This is a genomic window from Vibrio sp. Vb1554, assembly GCF_033344235.1.
The window spans coordinates 109,716-128,923 of sequence record NZ_JAWPOJ010000001.1 but is presented as its reverse complement, the minus strand read 5'-3'; the positions used below and the strand labels follow the sequence as shown (position 1 = coordinate 128,923).

The 19,208-nt window shown below is 43.4% G+C and carries 18 protein-coding genes; 6 read left to right on the top strand and 12 right to left on the bottom strand.

Annotation, left to right across the window (positions count from 1 at the left end; genetic code table 11):
* Positions 1 to 294: a hypothetical protein gene (locus R8N28_RS00595; RefSeq protein WP_005375389.1), complete on the bottom strand. Its 294-nt coding sequence runs from the start codon at positions 292 to 294 to the stop codon at positions 1 to 3.
* A gap of 245 nt (positions 295 to 539) precedes the next feature.
* Here R8N28_RS00595 and R8N28_RS00590 point away from each other — a divergent pair, with 245 nt between their 5' ends.
* The gene (locus R8N28_RS00590) at positions 540 to 833 is read left to right on the top strand and encodes an ArsR/SmtB family transcription factor (RefSeq protein ID WP_005375388.1); all 294 of its coding nucleotides are present in this window, start codon (positions 540 to 542) and stop codon (positions 831 to 833) included.
* Positions 834 to 941: 108 nt separating this feature from the next.
* On the opposite strand, the gene R8N28_RS00585 is transcribed toward R8N28_RS00590, so the two are convergent.
* Positions 942 to 2,291, bottom strand: a complete 1,350-nt coding sequence (locus R8N28_RS00585; protein WP_053350526.1) for an alpha-amylase family protein — start codon at positions 2,289 to 2,291, stop codon at positions 942 to 944.
* Between the two features lie 520 nt (positions 2,292 to 2,811).
* On the opposite strand from R8N28_RS00585, the gene R8N28_RS00580 reads away from it, so the two are divergent.
* Positions 2,812 to 3,168, top strand: coding sequence for a MerR family transcriptional regulator (locus R8N28_RS00580; RefSeq protein ID WP_047101703.1), 357 nt, complete (start codon positions 2,812 to 2,814; stop codon positions 3,166 to 3,168).
* 58 nt (positions 3,169 to 3,226) lie between these two features.
* Positions 3,227 to 3,607 (top strand): carboxymuconolactone decarboxylase family protein, encoded by a 381-nt coding sequence (locus R8N28_RS00575; protein WP_054728771.1) that lies wholly within the window; start codon positions 3,227 to 3,229, stop codon positions 3,605 to 3,607.
* A gap of 74 nt (positions 3,608 to 3,681) precedes the next feature.
* On the opposite strand, the gene R8N28_RS00570 is transcribed toward R8N28_RS00575, so the two are convergent.
* Together R8N28_RS00570 and R8N28_RS00565 are read right to left on the bottom strand one after the other, a co-directional pair.
* Positions 3,682 to 3,912, bottom strand: coding sequence for a PAS factor family protein (locus R8N28_RS00570; protein ID WP_005375384.1), 231 nt, complete (start codon positions 3,910 to 3,912; stop codon positions 3,682 to 3,684).
* A gap of 282 nt (positions 3,913 to 4,194) precedes the next feature.
* Positions 4,195 to 6,621 (bottom strand): M9 family metallopeptidase, encoded by a 2,427-nt coding sequence (locus R8N28_RS00565; protein ID WP_065275417.1) that lies wholly within the window; start codon positions 6,619 to 6,621, stop codon positions 4,195 to 4,197.
* Between the two features lie 447 nt (positions 6,622 to 7,068).
* Here R8N28_RS00565 and R8N28_RS00560 point away from each other — a divergent pair, with 447 nt between their 5' ends.
* Positions 7,069 to 8,046, top strand: a complete 978-nt coding sequence (locus R8N28_RS00560) for a hypothetical protein (RefSeq protein WP_065275418.1) — start codon at positions 7,069 to 7,071, stop codon at positions 8,044 to 8,046.
* Between the two features lie 31 nt (positions 8,047 to 8,077).
* On the opposite strand, the gene accD is transcribed toward R8N28_RS00560, so the two are convergent.
* Positions 8,078 to 8,941 (bottom strand): acetyl-CoA carboxylase, carboxyltransferase subunit beta, encoded by an 864-nt coding sequence (gene accD, locus R8N28_RS00555; protein WP_065275419.1) that lies wholly within the window; start codon positions 8,939 to 8,941, stop codon positions 8,078 to 8,080.
* Positions 8,942 to 9,082: 141 nt separating this feature from the next.
* On the opposite strand from accD, the gene R8N28_RS00550 reads away from it, so the two are divergent.
* On the top strand, positions 9,083 to 9,982 hold the full coding sequence (locus tag R8N28_RS00550; RefSeq protein ID WP_017635255.1) for a LysR family transcriptional regulator: 900 nt from the start codon (positions 9,083 to 9,085) through the stop codon (positions 9,980 to 9,982).
* Positions 9,983 to 10,129: 147 nt separating this feature from the next.
* Here R8N28_RS00550 and R8N28_RS00545 read toward each other — a convergent pair whose 3' ends face one another.
* Positions 10,130 to 11,689 (bottom strand): methyl-accepting chemotaxis protein, encoded by a 1,560-nt coding sequence (locus tag R8N28_RS00545; protein ID WP_065275420.1) that lies wholly within the window; start codon positions 11,687 to 11,689, stop codon positions 10,130 to 10,132.
* Positions 11,690 to 12,238: 549 nt separating this feature from the next.
* Positions 12,239 to 13,315, bottom strand: a complete 1,077-nt coding sequence (locus R8N28_RS00540; protein WP_065275421.1) for a nickel/cobalt efflux protein RcnA — start codon at positions 13,313 to 13,315, stop codon at positions 12,239 to 12,241.
* 135 nt (positions 13,316 to 13,450) lie between these two features.
* Between R8N28_RS00540 and rcnR the strand changes: the two genes are divergently transcribed.
* Positions 13,451 to 13,723 (top strand): Ni(II)/Co(II)-binding transcriptional repressor RcnR, encoded by a 273-nt coding sequence (gene rcnR / locus R8N28_RS00535; RefSeq protein WP_005375370.1) that lies wholly within the window; start codon positions 13,451 to 13,453, stop codon positions 13,721 to 13,723.
* A 266-nt stretch (positions 13,724 to 13,989) separates the two neighbouring features.
* On the opposite strand, the gene R8N28_RS00530 is transcribed toward rcnR, so the two are convergent.
* The 5 genes from R8N28_RS00530 to otnK form a co-directional block, all read right to left on the bottom strand.
* Positions 13,990 to 15,483, bottom strand: coding sequence for a GntP family permease (locus R8N28_RS00530; protein WP_005375369.1), 1,494 nt, complete (start codon positions 15,481 to 15,483; stop codon positions 13,990 to 13,992).
* Positions 15,483 to 16,442, bottom strand: a complete 960-nt coding sequence (gene denD / locus R8N28_RS00525; RefSeq protein ID WP_065275422.1) for a D-erythronate dehydrogenase — start codon at positions 16,440 to 16,442, stop codon at positions 15,483 to 15,485. The genes R8N28_RS00530 and denD overlap by 1 nt, the downstream gene beginning before the upstream one ends.
* Positions 16,443 to 16,503: 61 nt before the next feature.
* Positions 16,504 to 17,280 (bottom strand): 2-oxo-tetronate isomerase, encoded by a 777-nt coding sequence (gene otnI, locus R8N28_RS00520; protein ID WP_065275423.1) that lies wholly within the window; start codon positions 17,278 to 17,280, stop codon positions 16,504 to 16,506.
* Positions 17,280 to 17,927, bottom strand: coding sequence for an aldolase (locus tag R8N28_RS00515; protein WP_005385078.1), 648 nt, complete (start codon positions 17,925 to 17,927; stop codon positions 17,280 to 17,282). Before R8N28_RS00515 ends, otnI begins: the two co-directional genes overlap by 1 nt.
* Positions 17,928 to 17,938: 11 nt before the next feature.
* Positions 17,939 to 19,195 carry a 3-oxo-tetronate kinase gene (gene otnK / locus R8N28_RS00510; RefSeq protein ID WP_065275632.1) on the bottom strand — a complete coding sequence of 419 codons (1,257 nt, stop codon included), beginning with the start codon at positions 19,193 to 19,195 and terminating at the stop codon, positions 17,939 to 17,941.
* Positions 19,196 to 19,208: the final 13 nt, after the last annotated feature.

Below are 19,208 nucleotides of genomic sequence, written 5' to 3'. Positions count from 1 at the left end.
TTACATAAGATCATTCATTAAAATCTCATACTCTTCGTTTGCTTCTTCCACTAAATGAGAAAGCTCTAACGCATCAGTAACTGCAAGATTGAACTGCCACGGAGTTGTGTCTTCTTTACCACAGATTCGAGTTTCACACCCACGACTCTCAAAAGACAAATCATCAAACTCTGTGGTGTGGCGCTCTTGAAGTTCAACAATCTCAACTTCTAATTTACCGACAGGATTGACTTTAACGTGGGCATGTAACTCCGAACTGTTAGACAAACAATAATCTCTATGAACCGCAATCATGGCCGCCTCCTTGGTCTGCCAACTGACAACTCAACATTGAGTGTAGACGAGGGATTTTGAACGTGGCGTGAAATAATAATGAAGATTGATCTGTCTCATTAGAACAGACAATTGTTGTCATGAAGGCATGAGCCAGTATGAATCTCATCTGATTTAAATTGTTCTGAGATCGTAATAGTTGGCATTTACCGAGACTTTCCCTATTATCGAAACAAAATTACTGTGGTCATTCTTTAGAGGTCAGTATGGAGCTTGAAGCCGTTGCTAAAGCACTAAAAGAGTTAGGGCATCCGACTCGTTTAAGTATTTACAAAGAAGTCGTCAAAGCGGGATACAAAGGTATCGCGGTAGGCGGCGTACAAGAAAAGCTTGGCATTCCAGCATCCACTCTCTCTCATCATATCTCGAGCCTTGCTTCAGCTGGTCTTCTCACCCAGCGCCGCGAGGGTAGAACCCTTTTTTGTGTTGCAGAGTATCAGTGCTTAGATGACGTAATTGGTTTTTTAAAAGCAGAATGTTGCGTTAACGAGTGCTCATAAATTTCTAGCAAAAACGAGAGAGTTTGAGTTTCTATTGAACTTCAGCAGAACGTGAATGACGATGAAAAACATACACACCGAAGTTGCTAACCTCGGTGTGTACATCTTCTAGTTCGCGACAAGTAACATTGACGACTTAGATGGTACGATTAACTTACCGTCAGTTGGAATGATTTGTTCTGTCATCAAATCAACCCAATTACCATCGATTTTTAATGTCAAAGACTGTTGACGCTGTGATTTATTAAGCACCACAATACCTTTGTCACCTCGCTTAAGTACGAGCATGTCATCGTTACCTTCAAGAACACTCATCGGCTCGCCATGCGTCATATTATGGAACTGGATCATTTTTGCCATTCTCGGATCGCTCCATGCACCCTGCCATCTTGGCTGACCATTTTTGCCTTTAATACCGCTGGTGTTTAAGTCGGTATAAATCAACGGCACACCACCATCTCGGCCTAGAATATAGGCATAAGCTAACCATTCGTTTTCCTCGTCCATGATGAGATCAAGAAAGACATCATTGTTAGGAATATCATGTGTGATAGCAAATGTAATCGCACGACCGGGGGACAGAGCCTGACCAAAACAATAGGGATCAATCAGAGACTTGAAGCTGCCCTTTTTAGCAAACGCCTTAAACATGGTTGAGAACAAAGGGAAATCGTACGCACCTAGGCGAGTTTCCTGTAGATACGGCTCAAGAAACAGCTGATACTCTTCTTCCGTCGCACCGCCATCGGTAATAATTTCACCAAATATATGCACATCCCGCGTGATGTCGTCTGTCCAAACACGCTTAAGATGCTCTAACGTCATGTGTTTCGCAGCGTCAATACGAAAACCTTTCACACCAATAGCTTTCAGCGCCGTTAGGTACGCTCGCTGCTGTTCAACGACATGGTCACAAACACGAAGAGTTGGCAAGCCAGGATCGGTTGGTCCACCTGTGATACGTCCATTTTGAACCTGCCACTTATCTTTCCAGTCTTTAATGCCGAATGCTTCAACAAAGTCCTCTTCATCAAAAAGTGGTTGAGATAGATCGCCAAACAACGCTAGCGACTGATATTTCTGCTTGTTGTTCTGGTATTCCTCCAAGACCTCTTGTCTTGGGTACTGAAGGTCTCTGCGAAGGTGGGCCTCATTTGCCATATGGTTAAACACTACGTCGGCATAAACCCACACACCAACTTGCTCCAGTTCACGAACCATATGAATAAAATCTTTGGTATCACCCAAGGCATTATCGATAACACGATAATCTTGTGGTTGATAACGCTGCCACCAGCGCTCATCGTGTGCGCTTTTCATTGGTGGCGAAACCAACACAGAGCCATAACCAAGCTTGCGGATTTCTTTTGCTCGTTGGGCAATGTCAGCATACTTCCAATCAAACGCATGTAAGATAACGTTTGCACCGAATGATTGTGTTTCCTGTGAGCCACTCATGTTGTTCTCCTGCTCGTTTCCACTCACGATTACTTGTTTGCATTTTTTTGTGAGTGAATTCAATAATCGAAATTATAAAAGCTATTCATCAGAGGCACTCACCCTTTTAGCACTAACTCAAGGCTGAAATCGAAGGCGTAGCGACTCATCCATTGCACAGCGATAAATCGTTCTGAGTGAATAACGGGCACACGACATACAACCCGAACAGACCAACACAAAACTAAGGCATTGTTTTGATTAACAAAAACTCAAATTCAAAAAGATAGAACATAAGACCTATGTACGCCCTAAAATAGGCCCAAAGGATAAAAATAGCCAAGCCAACCCGTTGAGTAATCAATTGTTAATAAAACGAAACTGGCAGATGGATCACGTTTGGCGCGTTTCAAAAATCCAGTAAATCACCATACCTAGCGTTAAAAGACTAAAGATTTCTGTTTGTATCTGTCCCGAAATGACTTCAAAATGCGAAACTTAGCTTATCTCTATGGGGTATGCTCTACCTTGGAGGATAATAATGAATATCAAAGAATTTTCTGACCTCGTCGGGCTATCTGCTCATACACTTCGATACTATGAAAAAATCGGTTTACTTAAACATGTCCATAGAAACGCGAGTGGACATCGAATGTATAGTTCGAAAGATCTAAACTGGATAAGCTTTGTTAAGCGTTTAAAAGAAACTGCAATGCCACTTGAAGAGATTCTAGAGTATGCCAAATTAAGGGAAGTCGGCTCTCAATCTGTACCACAACGTCAAGCCCTGTTAGAACGCCACCAAGAAAACCTCAAACGCCACATTGAACAACAGAAAAAGCACTTATCGGCTCTAGAAGAAAAAATTGCCTTGTATAAAAGCGGAAAAGTTCGTTGACTTAGAGTTAACTCTAACGATTAAGGTGTGTTTACGTTTATTCACTAGGAACATACCGATGGAACAATCACGCTTTAACAAAGGATTAGAACTACTCTCTCAAATTGATGGCGACGCTGGTCATAATGTCATCGAAAGCTTACAAGATATTTGTCCAGATTTAGCTCAGTACACCATTGAGTATCCGTTTGGCGATATTTATGCTCGCCCGGGCTTAGACCTAAAATCGAGAGAAATCGCAACCGTCGCCGCGCTAACGGCAATGGGGAATTGCGCGCCGCAACTAAAAGTGCACTTAAATGCAGCGCTGAATGTAGGCTGTAGCGAGGATGAGATTAAAGAGATCATTTTGCAGATGTCCGTCTACGCAGGGTTTCCCGCGGCATTAAACGGCATGTTTGCATTCAAAGAAGTGCTAGCGGAAAGAGCAGAGCAATAACGACGTTGAAATCAATTTAACCGCAATTAAAAACGGCCCTTGGGGTTCGGGCCGTGATTAAAACAACGAGTGAATTAGCGCTCAGGAGTTTCAAGCAGTTTAACCGCGCAATCTACCGCGTTGTTAATGCCTTGACTGCTCTCCAACTTGCCTGAACTTGCAGGACCAAGGGCACAAGAATACAAAGCCAGCTGCTTATCGAACGGCAGATCCAACTGTTCATAGAGATTTTGTCGGATTCTTGCATGTTGTTCTGGTTCTTGGTTAGCAAGGCTAATCAACGTTTCATAAATAAGCGTTTTCATGTCTTTCCCTTTTCACTTTATTGCACGGGGTGCATATATATTGTATCCATTTGGGAAACACAAATCAGAAGCTAGGTCACAGAACGCGTCGCTAAAAAAGTTTATGTGCGCGGTAAATTGCAATACAAACCTAAAGCCGTTTAGAAAAAGGGCAACTGATAACTCGATAGATCAGCCGATTAACTAGCATTCGCCGCTGTTTGTTTATAATCGTGTCCGATATAAACAAAAACGTCGCTGTATCAGCGACGTTTTATCTCGACTTTAGTTAATCGAACCTGTTTAGTTGAAGTGCACTAGCATTTCAACGTCATCGCCTTGCTCTGGAGCCTGAAGAGCGAAGTGCACGTACCCTGCTTCAGTAACAGGAATCGCAAGGTATTCATTGCTGCCTGCATAGTTGGACGCATACTCGTGCTGCTCTACTGTAGGCCAATGCTCCCTACTCGCGTATAGATCGACATTACCAGTTTGAGAGTGAGCCGTTAGCCATACACGAACCTCTTCTACACCTTCAGGCACATAAACTGCTGCATAACGCTGCTTGTAAACGGTAAGCATTTTGGCTTCACCAGACTCTAGTACCACAGGTGCTAAATCATCTTGCACTTGGGTTGGCGGTGTTTGCGCTTCCACTTCTAACGCAGCCACAAGATTTACTGAGTCATAGCTATCACGTCCAGTTAAGCTGATGTAGTAACGACCCGCTTTAACGTAACCATCTTGCTCTGGTTCAAACACAATCTCTTCATTGCTGCCATCAGCATATTGACTCATTTCGAAATCATAGTAATGCGCGACTTTGTTGTAGCTCATGTAAAGATCCGCATCACCCGCACCCTCAATAGATACATTGAAGTTAACGGTGTTGGCTGGAACATCAACGTAGAACAGTTTTTCGCTGTATGCTTCGCCACTGAGCTGAAGGCTTTGGTTCGCCGTCAATTCAGTCACTTGTGCTTCAGGGCTTGTTGGTTCTGTTGGCTCTTCTGGGTCTGTATCAGGTTGCTCAGGTTCCACTTTTAATGTGTCCAACCAACGTTCAAACTCAGCATCGTATTGTTGACCTAAAGACGTCACCTGCTGTGCCCATTGTTCGAACTGGCCAGAGCGCGACAATGCCAACAAGCTTTCGACGTCTTGTGGATGATTTTCTAACATGAATCGAACAGCTAGATAACCCCAACGATAGATACGATTGGTATCGTGAGAGTACGTGGTATCAAACACAGTGGAAAGGCTCAGTTTACCATCTGCAATCAGCTCAATCGCAGCTTGGTAACCTTGCTTGTAATGCATGTATTCAGCAAAACCTTCTAGCCACCAAACAATATGACCATGAGCCAAGTTATCGCTGAACGAACCGTATTGGTTAAATCGTGCATCTAAATAGTGCGTGTATTCATGTTCTAGGTTCAAGATAGAGAGATCTTCACCATTCGCGTAGCGATAAGCGACGAAACGCGCAGTATTGTCCGCTTTTGAAGGGTCACCTTCTAGGTACTGACCACCGTTGTCCGTTGTATTACCAAATAGGAATGAAGAGTAATCAACGTAACTAGTGTTACTCGCGAATACCGCCACTTCAACACGATCATTCAAATCATCAGCGACAGGTTGATTACCCGTATTCGCAACTCGATGGAAGTCGGCTTCTTTTGCCGCTAGCACTTCACACGCTTTCGCTGCTTGAGCATCGGTCAGATCCTCAGAGCGAATAATGGCAGGTCCCTGACATTCAAAACGATTTGGCATTACACGTGCAGCTAAATCTTGCTTGGCTTGCTCAATATTCAGACCATTTAGGCCTTCTGGTGCGTAGTAGCTCATCATTTCAACGGCAGCAAGCCATAGTTTGTCATGCTCACTACCCAGTGGATAACGCTGCATCACCTGTTGCATTACTGCCAATGCTTTGCGTTTGGTCTCCTGATCTGGGCTCGCGAGCAAACGACCAGTTTCACGTAATGCATTGAAAACGATAAAGCTTGCATCCGTATCTAATGCCCAAGCATTATCAGATGCGAATTTCACCAACGTATCAATATGGTGTGTATTGTTTGCCATGTATCGGTAGAACGCATCGTTCGCCGCATGGCCTGCCATAGAGCGGAACAAGTTGTTTAAACCATCGACCCATTGCGTGTCCTGCGCGGTTTCACGATTAAAGTGCATCAACGCGGCCATCATGCTATCCATGGTCAGCGGCAACTGCTTAACGTTATCAACCATCAAAGTCAGGCTCTTCATTGCACCAACTTGTTCACGACCTTGATCCAAAGCATGAGGGTTGTTTAGGAATAGGTTCGTCGACTGAGCAAAACGCTGACTCAACGCTTGCGAAAACTCAGGTGTACCAGTACCAGCGTTGTAGCGAACGTAGTAGGCCGCTCGAATAAATTCGCCTAGGTTCTCTAGAATACGAGCTTGATCTGCTTCACCACGATAGCGAGCGATTTCTTGATCCAGCGCGACTTGGATACGGCTTAGGCTCGCTTCACTATAGATATCATTCAGCGTTTCTGAAGGTGCTGAAAACCAAGCGTGGTAGCAATCATACTCAGCACCAGAAACGGCAGTAGCCAGATCTCGCGATTGTTGTAAATCAGCAACAGCACACTGATTTTGTGCAAAAGAGAAGCCAGACACACTCGCTAGCATACAAGCAAGCGCCAAACGATGGCGCGGGAAAAAACGGATATGAGACATAACAACACTCATTGATTATTAACATACATTGAGTGGGGGTTTATATTCTTTACAGCTCAAACAGTGAAATCAGTGTCATAAAATTTATGAAACCGCTCCCAAAAATAGGTCTTTTACTCTAATTAAATGGGAGCAGTCCCACTCCAAAAAACTCACAATTATCAATAAAAACATTAATTTACCTTTTTCTAAATAACGACTTTATGAGGAAAATTGCCCTTAAACGCCCCCCTTAACTCTTCCAGATAGAGTTCACGACAATCAAAGGTTCTAAATTAAATTTTGATGCTTGATACCATCTATTTTTATTTGTGACTCATTCCCAATAAGTCATAGAGTGCATATCAAAAGGTTGGCATTAATGGTAAATTCTCCGCCAAATCAAACACATTTACTCCTCCAGTCATTGATGAGTGAATAAAGCAGATATTTGGCTAGGGATAATACATGTCACTTTGGGGATTTTGGGGAGCGGGGATTGCCTACTTCATGACAACGTTTGCCTTTGTTTTTGGCGGCATTTTTTGGTTATGTTCTGAAGGTAATACATTAAGAGAAACAAAGCGCCAATCATCAATAATGTCCGGGGTTATTGCTTGTACTATTGGAACTTGGGTGCTTGCTTTTGGTGTTTACGTTTACGGTTACTTTTGGGATAACTCTTCTCACTATTATTTTTATTTGCTCGCTCCATGGGGACTTGCCATTTTTGGGGTAAAACTTCGTAACCGCTGGGTTAAGCAATACGCGCGTGTAAAACACGCAAAAGAAGAACAGTGGCAAAAGCACTGGCGAGAATTATTAGGGGAAGATACTGAAGAGCTTCCACCATATACACATGATTACGAGCTCTACTCGGGCATTTGGCAAGCCAATGAAGCGCTTCAAGAACAGTGTTTTGCAGCCCTTCCTCACGGGAAAGCAGTCTACGAGAGAGTGAAAGCCTTCCAAACGATGGCCTCCCCCGCTGGTGACATAAACAATCAAGTTTTGCTGAGTAAACTCGATCAACTAGAGGATGAAATCATTCAAGTTCTTGAGCAACACTCGCAAAAGAAAGTAAGCATTGAAACTGGCGCAGGTACTTTACACAAAGAGTCAAAACGCAATGTTTATCACCATGAGAATGGCCCAACAGAAGAGCAACTGTACGACTCAATCAACCTCCAACATGATTTGGATCGAGAGCTACGCAACATTATCTATGATCGGCTCGGTTACGATGGCGAAGATGAGTACTTTTTCCTCCAAGCGCCACTCGAAGAGCTTACCGAGAATGAAACCGCAATCAACTGGATGCTCTGGGGGTTAGTAAGCAACCATTTTGCTGTTGACCCATACCAAACGGCGTTGGATCTCAGCCTAATGAATGCGGAACCAAGATGGGGGCAAAATGAACGGTTTGTAATGATTACGGCTCAATAAACGCAAGTACTAAGTCTAATTTTAATACAACCTATTCTGAGACCACCCTCGCGTTGGTTAACTTAGCCAGTAAGCGGCCAACGCGATCGCGCATTTCACGTCTATCGACAATCATATCTAGCGCACCATGCGCTAGTAAAAATTCACTTCGCTGAAACTCGTCTGGTAGCTTTTCACGTACCGTTTGCTCAATGACCCGTCTTCCCGCAAAGCCAATACTTGCTTTAGGTTCACCAATATTGATGTCTCCTAACATGGCTAAACTCGCCGAGACGCCACCATAAGTTTGGTCCGTCAATACTGAGATATAGGGTAATCTGTGCTCAGATAAGTGGTTTAACGCGGCGCTGGTTTTTGACATTTGCATGAGTGCCACCAAAGACTCTTGCATGCGCGCCCCTCCGCAAGCGGAAAAACATACTAACCCAGATTTTGTATTAATTGCGCTTTCAACTGCTCGGACAAACTTCTCGCCAACCACTGCGCCCATCGAGCCTGCCATGAAAGAGAATTCGAATGCACACGCAACAACAGGCAGCCCCAATAACTTGCCCTGCATCACCACCAACGCATCTTTTTCTCCAGTCGTTTTCTGCGCTAAAGCAATTCGCTCTTTATATCGCTTTAAGTCTTTAAAACCCAAAATATCTTGTGGCTCCAACTCACTTGCCAACTCTTGTTGTGTTCCATGGTCCAGAAAAGAGATCAACCTTTGACGCGCAGCCATTCTCATGTGATATGAGCATCTAGGGCATACTTCCAAATTTTCTTTTAACGCGGCACGATAAAGTATTTGTTCACACTCAGGACACTTTGTCCAAACGCCCTCAGGGATAGACGCTTTGCGCGAACCTATTATATTTTTATTCTCAAATAACCGTTCTAACCAGCTCATAAATTCACCACTATTGATTACGTTCTAGCGCGATATCTCGTTGTTTGTTCGCTTAAACTTGTAAATAAAATTGTATGTAACTTAGTACAGGGATAAAGTGCGATATGCTGGCTTGATAATCCAATAAAGTGGGATAATGAAATGTTTGATAACGTTGACCAAATCTGGTTAAAAAGTTTTCACTGTGTTTATGAGAACAACAGCTTTAAGCGAGCCGCTGAGTGTTTGAACATACCAACATCAAATGTCAGCCGACACATTGCCCTGCTTGAAGAAAAGTTAAACATTAGGTTGTTCAATAGAACAACAAGGCGAATGACGCCTACCGAGGCTGGAGAAGAGCTCTATAGCAGCACTCGTCCGTTATTGGAGCAACTCAACGCCGCACTAGAAACGGTAACGCGCCACTCACACACGGTAACAGGGAAACTGCGAATTCTTATGCCAGACACACCTGTACTCGCCAAAGCGGTTGTCACCTTTTGCACGCAATACCCGTCAATCTCTTTGTCTTGCGATACAACGCTAAACCCTAAAGATGATGTTATTGACAGCTTTGATGTCATTTTGAGTTTTCATAGAGGGACTTTGTCAGACAGTAACTGGGTGGCGAGAGAGATAAAACGCTGGCCCAGTGCCATTTTAGCCGCGCCTCAACTAATTGAGAAATACGCCACCCCTTACAAAATTACGGATCTAAGTCATGTTCCCTGCATCACGACGCTTACCGCAGTAAATGGTGCACCATGGGTATTCAGAAACCCTGTTGGGGGCCATATTACTCAAACTGTGCAATCTTCATTCAAAGTAAACAGCGGTCATCTCGCCAGATATGGCGCGTTATCAGGGCTTGGATACGCAATATTGCCAATTGAGTCATGCCAAAATGAGATCAAAAATGGTGAGCTAGAAATCGTCACTCTAGAGTACGAACCTGAGGATTTAGTGCTTTACGCCTTTTACTCGTCAAGAAAACATGTAGCTAAGAAAATATCTATGTTTGTTGAACATTTAAAGCAAAACGCAAAACTTAACGCCTAGCTAAGCTTTACTCAACTAATTTATCGTATTCTGTTTTATCGTCTAGAAAGGACAAACACCGCTAAGCGATTTGAGACTCGATTTTTTCAAATAAAAAAGCCAGCAATTAACATTTACTGGCTTTTATTAAAGAGGGTCAGTTGGCGTTTAGATTCTAAACGCTCCTACGTGACGATCGAGTGTTCGCGATAGCTCCGCGAGTTGTTGACTTGATTCTTCTAGTTGCTCACTCGCCGTTAGCGCACTTTTCACTGAGTGGCTGACGGTATCCATGTTCATATTAATTTCGTTTGCTACCGTTGATTGCTGTTCTGTTGCGGTTGCTACTTGAGTATTGATATCTGAAATAGTCGTCACTTGTGCAGCTATTGCTTCTAAAGCCTGTCGAGCTAACTCAGTTTCTGCCGTTCCTTCTTCAATAAGAGTCTTACTATTGCTCATTGAATTCACCGCACTTTGAGCTTCAGTTTGTAGCTGGTGAATCATGTTGTCAATTTCATCGGTAGAATGAGCCGTTTTAGTCGCTAGGTTGCGAACTTCATCAGCTACGACTGCAAAACCTCGGCCGGCATCACCAGCGCGTGCAGCTTCGATAGCCGCATTGAGAGCCAATAGATTGGTTTGCTCCGAAATACCTCTAATCACCTCTAGAATACTACCAATCGACTGAGTATTTTCAGCAAGACTCACGATAATGTTGGAAGTGCTGTTCATCTCGTTTTCAAGATTAGTCATCGCCGTTTTGGTTCTTTCTAGCGTCGTGTAGCCATCTTGCGCTTCATTACTTGCTGCACTCGCAGCATTTGCCGCTCCGGCAGCATTGGAGGCAATTTCATTGACCGTCGCAATCATTTCGTTCATGGATGTGACAACCAGCATGGTTTGCTCGTTCTGCTCTTGCCCTCTTGTGAGCGCTTGTTGAGATTGCCCACGCAAAGCGACAGCTGAACTATTAAGCTCCACACCAGTATTTACAACTTGTGTAATAATCTCATGTACTTTCCCAACAAAAACGTTGAAAGCAGAAGAAATTTGCGCGACTTCGTCATTACCTTTCGCTGGCAAACGAACGGTTAAGTCTCCGTCTCCTTTTGAGATGTCTTGTAGAGCGTCTTTAAGCGAAGAAAGCGGTCTCATCAGCTTATTTAGCAGAAGTGACAGAATCAAAACACACATAACGAAGATCGCCACCATAGAGATCAACTGGTAAGTAATAATTCCATTCGTCGCTTGGCTCACTTCGGTAATAGGAATACCAATATCAAAAGTACCGTATAACTGACCATCTACATAAATTGGTGCCATGATGTCAAACACCCATACTTTCTGGACATCGGCATACCACTTTGAGTACTGTTGAACACCTCTCGTCGCGCCTTCAACAGTATATTCATCATTATAGGTTTTGTTCAGCTTGTGCTTATCACTGTGGGCTACTGCCGTTACGTTACGGTCAATTACAACGGCATAACTCACGTCTGAACGTTGTTTCAGCCCCTCAACAAGCGATTGTAAATCTTGCATTGGATTGGCTGAGTTCTCCAAAATATAACTCGCATTTCCCGCTAGAAACTCAGCTTGAACTTGGGATTTGTTTAAGATGATGTCATCGATTTTCTGACTCGAAATTAGGTACGTTGATGCCATACTCGCCACGACAGCAATACCAAACATGGCGCAGACTGCTAATAAGATGATTCTTTTCATTATAATTGTCTCAATACAATTCAATTGATGCTCATTAATCGAGCGCTAAGCCTTTCTTCTCCAAAACCAACCAAACTGCATTTTGGGTCTGTTTGGCAGAGCAAGACATAACTTTATAACTATGTATCTGCTTGGTTCCCGATTACTTTAGACAGAAGGAAAAAAGTCTTCAAAACGTCACATTTCTACGAGGTTTGGCGAAGGGACGAGTACGCAAAAGGAAACGTTTGCATAGTTAAATTTAACTATGCGACCAAATTGGTATCGAACATTAAAGAAAAGACTTCTAATTAGCGTTTTGACTATCGGGATCGCTTTGGTCAGTGCTCCCGTTTTATCATTTAGTATCTCAGATTCGAATATTAGAGCCACAATCGCAGCGGTTGTAATACGAGATGCTTGATGAAGCGAGAATGACTTGGTTTGTAGATATGGCAGCGATGTCGGATCGAGTGATTATCAATCAAAAATCGGCAGAAAAATAGGCAAACCAAGGCATTAAGCCATTACCAATGCAAAAAGAAAGAAAAAGAATCTTTACCACAGAGTTTAACTCGTCAGCGATATGTATCCATGCATACCCATGTATAAACCAACTGCACTGATCAAGACGCCCGATAAGTAAGGAGCTCGACGTGCAACATCATTCAAACCGCTCCATTTAGATGTCGCTTTTTGCACGCCCACTGCTGCCACAACGCCAACAGCAACCAGAGTCAAGGCTAAGCCAATACTGAATGACACAACTAAAGTCGCACCAAGAGTCATTGCCTTAAGCTGCAAACAGATAAGCAAAACCGTTACCGCAGCAGGGCATGGAATCAAACCGCCCGTTAATCCAAACAGCAGAATTTGCCCATTCGTCACGTCTCGATTCTCAAAGCGTTTTTGAATGTCTAAAGCGTGAGCGCGTTCGTGAGCATCTTGATATTCCTTATCTTCGCTTTCTAAATGAGAACCAGGACGAAAATGTACATCAAAGTCATGGGTATGATCATGGTGCCCGATGATCAAAGTGACAGAAAGTCCATTAGAGACTTCAATGCAAGACGCCGATTCCAAGTATCCATCACGCTCTATAAAGTGATAGATATCAGCAGGTTGATAACCATCACTCAATACCGAAACCTTGATACCTTCAGCAGTTAAAGGTTTACCGCTGAGTGTTCGCAACTGGAAACGGTGATGCTCCCCTTCCTCTGTAATCGAAAGCGAAACATGCCCATGTCCTGTATCCACAACTTGCGTCGTCCAATCGCGAGCATGATCCTGAGCTTTGTTCCAAGCTCGCTCATCGCTCCATGTCCGCCAAAACATCCATACGCCGGTTGTCACGATAATGACCCCAGAGATAAGTTGCATCCATGGTTCAGCCGCTTCAGCGGTGAATTTCTGGCTAATATACATCCCGCCAACAGCGATTAACCATACAATTGCAGTGTGAGAAAGTGTGGCAGCTAAACCCAGCATCACGGCTTGTTTGACCGTTCCTTTCACAGCGACAATGAACGCCGCCATCATCGTTTTAGAGTGCCCAGGTTCTAAACCATGCAAAGCGCCAAGCAAAATGGCACTGGGAATAAAGAACCACCCATTACCTTGTTGTAGTAACGCGACAAAATCCATTGTTGTTCTCTGTTGTTGATTCTAATTTATCGCAAACTATACTCCCCCCCAGTATTAAATACTACCCCCCAGTATAAATTGAGTGCTACATTATCAGTTAGAATAACTCGGCCCGTAACTTAAAGAAGATAAGACATGTCGCATACAACCAGAGATCAAAAGAAGCTCAACACTCGAGTCAGTAAAATACAGGGTCAGGTGAATGGACTTAAAAAAATGCTGGAAGAAGAGCATGAATGCCAAGATGTGTTGCAGCAGATTGCCGCTATTCGGGGAGCAGTAAATGGTTTGATGCGAGAAGTAATTAAAGGTCACTTACTTGAACACGTCGTACTTGAGGAAGACAAAACTCAACGTGAAAAAGATATGGAAGTCGTATTAAAAGTACTGGACTCTTATATAAAGTAACCCTACTTCGCTAGAGTAAAGTCACTAGGGTTAAACTCGAATATATCCTTTATAGGTAATCGCTTACTAAGCGGGAAATAACAATTCCATTTCATATTGATTAAGTTGAAAACGGAACCTATATCGGTTCAATTTAAATAGTTTATTTATAAGAACTAAAACGGCCCAAACATAGGGCCGTTCATATTATTAAAAAACTCTAAACTATCTGATAAAAATACATATTGTGATAGGTTTTTACTTTATGGAAGAGTACAAGTAAACCTTTATACCTCTTGTAATTCGACGTGCTTAGCGCTGTAAGATTTTGTAAATGCAACACACCCCAAAAGTACAGCAAGTGGTAACACAGGATCAAAGATTGAACCATGAGATCCGAAGAATAAGTTAAGAATCATGACTAATGAACCACCAATAGCCCAAGCAATTGTTGTTGGAATAGTCCAAATAATGAGTTGTTTCTTAACCTCAGTCACCCCCATTAATCGATTAACAATATGGAATAGCGAGTCATTAAAGTAGCCAGCAAATAGAGATCCCATCGTAGCTGCCGTCGCTGCGAATAAAAGATTAACGTCAGGAATATTTACTAAAACTGGGGCAGATATAGAAGCAGCGGTTATCATGGAGACTGTACCAGAGCCCTGAATAATACGAACTAACGTCGCAATAATAAATGGAATCATAACCGCAGAAATAGGAAGCCCTGCAACTTGGTTAGCAATCTCTGCGCCCGCACCCGTTTCACGCAATACGGCACCTAACGCGCCACCAGCTCCTGTTACTAGCAAAATGATGCCACAAGTGGAGATTCCTTGTTCCATCTTTTCATTCGCTTCTTCTTTGGTAAGGTTATTACCCAATGTGTAAACCGCTAATAACGTCGCTATTGATAGTGCAATAGTAGGGCTGCCGATAAAAGCGATAAATTGACCAAATGTTGTTGCAGTCAGCCCTTCGAAACCGAAAGTCCCCTCTAATAAACCCATCACTGATTTCGCAAGTATAAGTAAAATTGGTATAATAATTGGAGCGATAGATTTACTTAAAGATGGTAGGTCTTTCGCTTCTTTACTTGCAATGTACTCTTTGTGATCATTAATCAGTTGCTCACTAGACTTCGAGAAATGTTCGGTTGGAATGAATTCAGGAAACTGCTTTTCTAACCATCTTGCATACCAAACAATACCCATGACACAAGGCGCTGCGATCATCAAACCAAAACCTAACATGCTGGCAAGATCGACACCAAAGATACCAGCAACTCCCAAAGGCCCTGGAGTCGGCGGAATAGCGTGATGCGCTACGACCAAGCCGCCCGCCAGAGCAACCGTAAGCGTTAAAATCGAGCGATTGGACGTTTTTGACAAAGACTTCGCTATTGGATAAAGAATGATAAGCGCGCTATCCACAAAGATTGGGATGCTAACAATATAGCCAGTTACAGCAAGAGCGGCCTCTTCTTTCTTTTTTCCTAACCACTTTATAAAATTATAGGCAATACTTTCTCCTGCTCCAGAAGCCTCTAAAATAGCCCCCATCATAACGCCGAGACCGATGACAATCCCTATACCGCCTAATGTTCCACCAAATCCTTTGCTAACGGTCGCAATCGTGTCGTCAACACTTAACCCACCAATAATACCTGCGATACATGCCGCAATTAACATCGCAATTAACACATGTACTTTTGTACGTAATACAAGAAAAACAAGGACTGATACGGCTACTATTAGTCCAATTACTGAGGTTGGTAACATTAGACAATCTCCATATTGTTAACAGAAATAAATTGTTGTAATACATCCTTGAAATTACTGTCTGCTTTAAATCCAAGCTCCAGTTCTTTAGTACAATCAATTTTTTGTGGCCAACTACTCACAATACGATCAATACCCGCATCATGCTCATAGGTAATATAATTAGAAAGTTGTTTACCCATTAGAGTGTCCATTGTTTGAATCATCTCAGCTGGTGTAGTTTGAATACCAGGTAAATTAAGCGTTCTATAGGACAGATTATTTAACTGCTCATAAGGCATTAGCCCTGCATATTGAATATTGTCCACCACTCTAGACGGGCTCGATATCCAAAGTTTTAGCGTAGGGTCTACAGGACAATTTGATTCTTGAGCATTCAAAGGCTCACGAATAATTCCGCTTACGAAAGAGCTAGCGGCAAGGTTTGGTTTCCCAGGGCGAATACAAATAGTCGGTAAACGTACGGATACAGCTTTAACAAAGCCTTTACGGGCATAGTCGTTCACCAATAACTCACCTATAGCTTTTTGCATCCCGTAGGATGACTGAGGATGAAGTGCTGTTATTGGTGTAATCGTTTCCGGAAGATCACCACCAAATACAGCTAAAGATGAAGCAAACGTAAAACGAATATTAGGGTTTACTTTACGGCAACGCTCAAGCAATAACTGTGTGGTCGTCAGATTTACAGCTACGCCTAAATCAAAATCTTGCTCAGCATGGCTCGATACAATTGCCGCTAAATGAAAAATGTGTGTCGTTTCGGCAGTAATAACTTGGTCTATATTTTCTCGCTTTGTCATATCCATGACTAAAGAAACGACTCGGTCATCAATGCCCTCTAAGCGCGACTTTTGAATGTCGACAATAGTAATACTTTCAGCTTTGTTTTCTTTTAGTAGTGATTTGGCAAGTAGGGTTCCGAGAAAACCCGCCCCTCCAGTTATGATAATATTCATAGTCACGACCCTTTGTTTTTGTAATTGGTTTCAAGTTATTTATGGATAGAAATTAAAATTGTTATAGGTATGGTTTAACCCAACTAAGGCCCAGCTGCGTGCTATGCCTTGGGTTGTATTCACAACCGATCCAGCCTTGGTAACCAGAGTCATCCAAAACATAGAATAGGTGTGGGTAATTCAGTTCGCCTTCCGATGGTTCGTGCCTTTCAGGCACAGAAGCAATTTGAATATGGCCTGTGTATGGCGCCACATCGCGAATCAACGTACTCAGATCACCGTCCATAATTTGTGCGTGATAGAGATCGAGCTGCAATTTCACGTTTGGACGAGCCACTTGTTTGATGAGTTCCACCGCTTCACGTTGATGTGCAACAAAGTAGTTCGGTACATCGCGATTGTTGAGTGGCTCAATCATCAGCTCAACACCATGTTCGGCAAACTTATCCGCTGCATAACGAATGTTTGAGATAAAGGTTTCAATATACTGGTCACGAGTGAAGCGTGAATCAACAATGCCAGACATAGCGTGAACCTTTTTACAGTTCAGTGCCTTGGCGTACATCAACGCAGTCTCGACGCTCGTTTTAAATTCATCCTCACGCCCCGGAATAGCTGCAAAACCTCGTTCACCTGCATCCCAATCACCTGGAGGCATGTTGAATAACGCTTGCTCAAAACCAAACTGCTGTATCTTGCTTGCTAGTTCTTGCGCTTCGAATGCGTATGGAAAAAGGTATTCCACCGCTTTGAAGCCCGCTTGGTGTGCTTTTTCGAAACGATCTAGAAAAGGAACTTCTGTGAATAACATTGTCAGATTTGCCGCGAATTTAGCCATTACTTACCTCTCCCTTTTAGGTCTTGAATCTCAGTATCCGTTAAGTAGCGGATGTTGCTATCTTTAAGAATGAACGCTAGCTTCGCTGTCTCTTCTAGCTCTTCTGCGTTATCCACTGCATCTTCAAAGTCCGTACCCGTGATCACTGGACCATGGTTCGCCAGGAGGAAAGCTCGGTAGTCACTAGCCCGCTGCGCAAGTTCTTCAGCAATCTGAGGGTCGCCCGGGCGCAGGTACGGAATCACTGGCAGTTCGCCAATGCGCATTACAAAGTAAGGTGTGAAAGCTTTGATGGCATTCTCGCGATCTAAACCTTCAAGACAAGAAAGCGCCGTCAAGTAAGTAGAATGCAGATGCACAATCGCATTACACTTTGAGTTATTTCGATAAATCGCCAGATGAAAAGCCACTTCTTTTGATGGCTTTTCACCAGAGATATGGTTGCCATCAATATCCACAACCGAAAGCTCTTCAGCAATCAAGCGGCCGAACGAAGAACCAGTTGGCGTTGCCAGAAAGTGTCCATTAGGCAGTTTTAGAGAAAGGTTGCCAGCGCCGCCAGTCGCATAGCCACGTTCAAACATAGAGCGCGCCATAGTGACCATTTGCTCTCGCAGTTGTTGTTCTGTCATCAATTCTTTATTCATCACAACCTCACCTATTCAAAAAACGACTGTGCTTTGGCAAAGAAGTGTTCATCGCCGAAGTTGCCCGATTTCAGAGCCAAAGAAAGCTCGCCTTCAAGTGACTTCACCCAAGGTACACCTGGTGCGATTTGAGGACCGATATGAAAACCTTTTACGGCTAGGCTTTGGGTTACAACCCCTGAGGTTTCCCCACCCGCAACGATGAAATTTTTCACACCGTGCTGCTGAAGTTTAACTGCAAGTTGGCTAAAGAACTGTTCAACCGCGTGACTTGAAGCATGCGCGCCAAACTCTTGTTGAATCGCTTTTAACGCCGCTGCATCTGCGGTTGCGTAAACCAGTGGTGCGAACTCGCTTTCGATGTTGGTCATGACCCAATCAAACACTTGATTTGAGTAATCTTCTTCCGTCAGACACGCCTTCACATCAATAGCAAAGTGTGGCGCTTTTTCTTTGTAAACAGCGACCTGTTGGTTGGTCATGACAGAACAAGATCCAGATAACACAACGGTTGGTGCCTTTTTAGGGTTCCCCTCTTGCTTCGCATCACTTTGATCTTCAAGGTTCTCTATCCAGTTCTTAGCAATACCCGCAGCCAAACCAGAACCACCAGTTACCAGTTTTAGAGACTTCGCCGCTTGGCCAAGTGTGACAAGATGCTCTGCATTGAATGCATCAACCACTGCATAGCGGTTACCTTGTACTTTTAGCTCTTCAAAGCGCTCAATTACCGCTTTTGGACCTTGTTCAATTATTTGGAAGTTTACCAGGCCAGATTTGCCTTGAGATTGAGCATCCATCATACGAACTAGGCTTGAATCAGTCATTGGTGTCACAGGGTGATTACGCATACCTGAGTCGCTTAGCAAGTCTTGGAATACAAATAGATGGCCGTTGTAAACTGTGCGACCATTCACTGGTAATGATGGGCATACAATGGTGAACGCTTCACCTAGCTCTGCAAGCAGTGCATCCGTTACAGGACCAATGTTACCTTCTGCTGTGCTGTCAAACGTTGAGCAGTACTTGAAGTAAAACTGCTGACAGCCATTTGCTTGCAGCCACTTAAGCGCAGCTACTGAATCCTCGATTGCCTCATCTACAGGACAGGAGCGAGATTTAAGACTGATCACGACCGCATCTGCATTTACATCAATCTCTTCTTTTGGAATATCGTTAAGCTGAACTGTGCGCATGCCGTTTTCTACAAGAAAACCTGCGATGTCTGTTGCGCCAGTAAAGTCGTCTGCGATAACGCCTAATAACATCATTTTTTCTCCG

Coding starts and splice junctions, on each gene's coding strand:
- R8N28_RS00545 (WP_065275420.1), bottom strand. CDS start 11,689: ATGAAAAGAATCATCTTATTAGCAGTCTGCGCCATGTTTGGTATTGCT.
- R8N28_RS00565 (WP_065275417.1), bottom strand. CDS start 6,621: ATGTCTCATATCCGTTTTTTCCCGCGCCATCGTTTGGCGCTTGCTTGT.
- R8N28_RS00515 (WP_005385078.1), bottom strand. CDS start 17,927: ATGAATAAAGAATTGATGACAGAACAACAACTGCGAGAGCAAATGGTC.
- R8N28_RS00550 (WP_017635255.1), top strand. CDS start 9,083: ATGTTTGATAACGTTGACCAAATCTGGTTAAAAAGTTTTCACTGTGTT.
- R8N28_RS00580 (WP_047101703.1), top strand. CDS start 2,812: ATGAATATCAAAGAATTTTCTGACCTCGTCGGGCTATCTGCTCATACA.
- otnK (WP_065275632.1), bottom strand. CDS start 19,195: ATGTTATTAGGCGTTATCGCAGACGACTTTACTGGCGCAACAGACATC.
- R8N28_RS00530 (WP_005375369.1), bottom strand. CDS start 15,483: ATGTTACCAACCTCAGTAATTGGACTAATAGTAGCCGTATCAGTCCTT.
- rcnR (WP_005375370.1), top strand. CDS start 13,451: ATGTCGCATACAACCAGAGATCAAAAGAAGCTCAACACTCGAGTCAGT.
- otnI (WP_065275423.1), bottom strand. CDS start 17,280: ATGGCTAAATTCGCGGCAAATCTGACAATGTTATTCACAGAAGTTCCT.
- R8N28_RS00595 (WP_005375389.1), bottom strand. CDS start 294: ATGATTGCGGTTCATAGAGATTATTGTTTGTCTAACAGTTCGGAGTTA.
- accD (WP_065275419.1), bottom strand. CDS start 8,941: ATGAGCTGGTTAGAACGGTTATTTGAGAATAAAAATATAATAGGTTCG.
- R8N28_RS00540 (WP_065275421.1), bottom strand. CDS start 13,315: ATGGATTTTGTCGCGTTACTACAACAAGGTAATGGGTGGTTCTTTATT.
- R8N28_RS00575 (WP_054728771.1), top strand. CDS start 3,227: ATGGAACAATCACGCTTTAACAAAGGATTAGAACTACTCTCTCAAATT.
- denD (WP_065275422.1), bottom strand. CDS start 16,442: ATGAATATTATCATAACTGGAGGGGCGGGTTTTCTCGGAACCCTACTT.
- R8N28_RS00585 (WP_053350526.1), bottom strand. CDS start 2,291: ATGAGTGGCTCACAGGAAACACAATCATTCGGTGCAAACGTTATCTTA.
- R8N28_RS00560 (WP_065275418.1), top strand. CDS start 7,069: ATGTCACTTTGGGGATTTTGGGGAGCGGGGATTGCCTACTTCATGACA.
- R8N28_RS00590 (WP_005375388.1), top strand. CDS start 540: ATGGAGCTTGAAGCCGTTGCTAAAGCACTAAAAGAGTTAGGGCATCCG.
- R8N28_RS00570 (WP_005375384.1), bottom strand. CDS start 3,912: ATGAAAACGCTTATTTATGAAACGTTGATTAGCCTTGCTAACCAAGAA.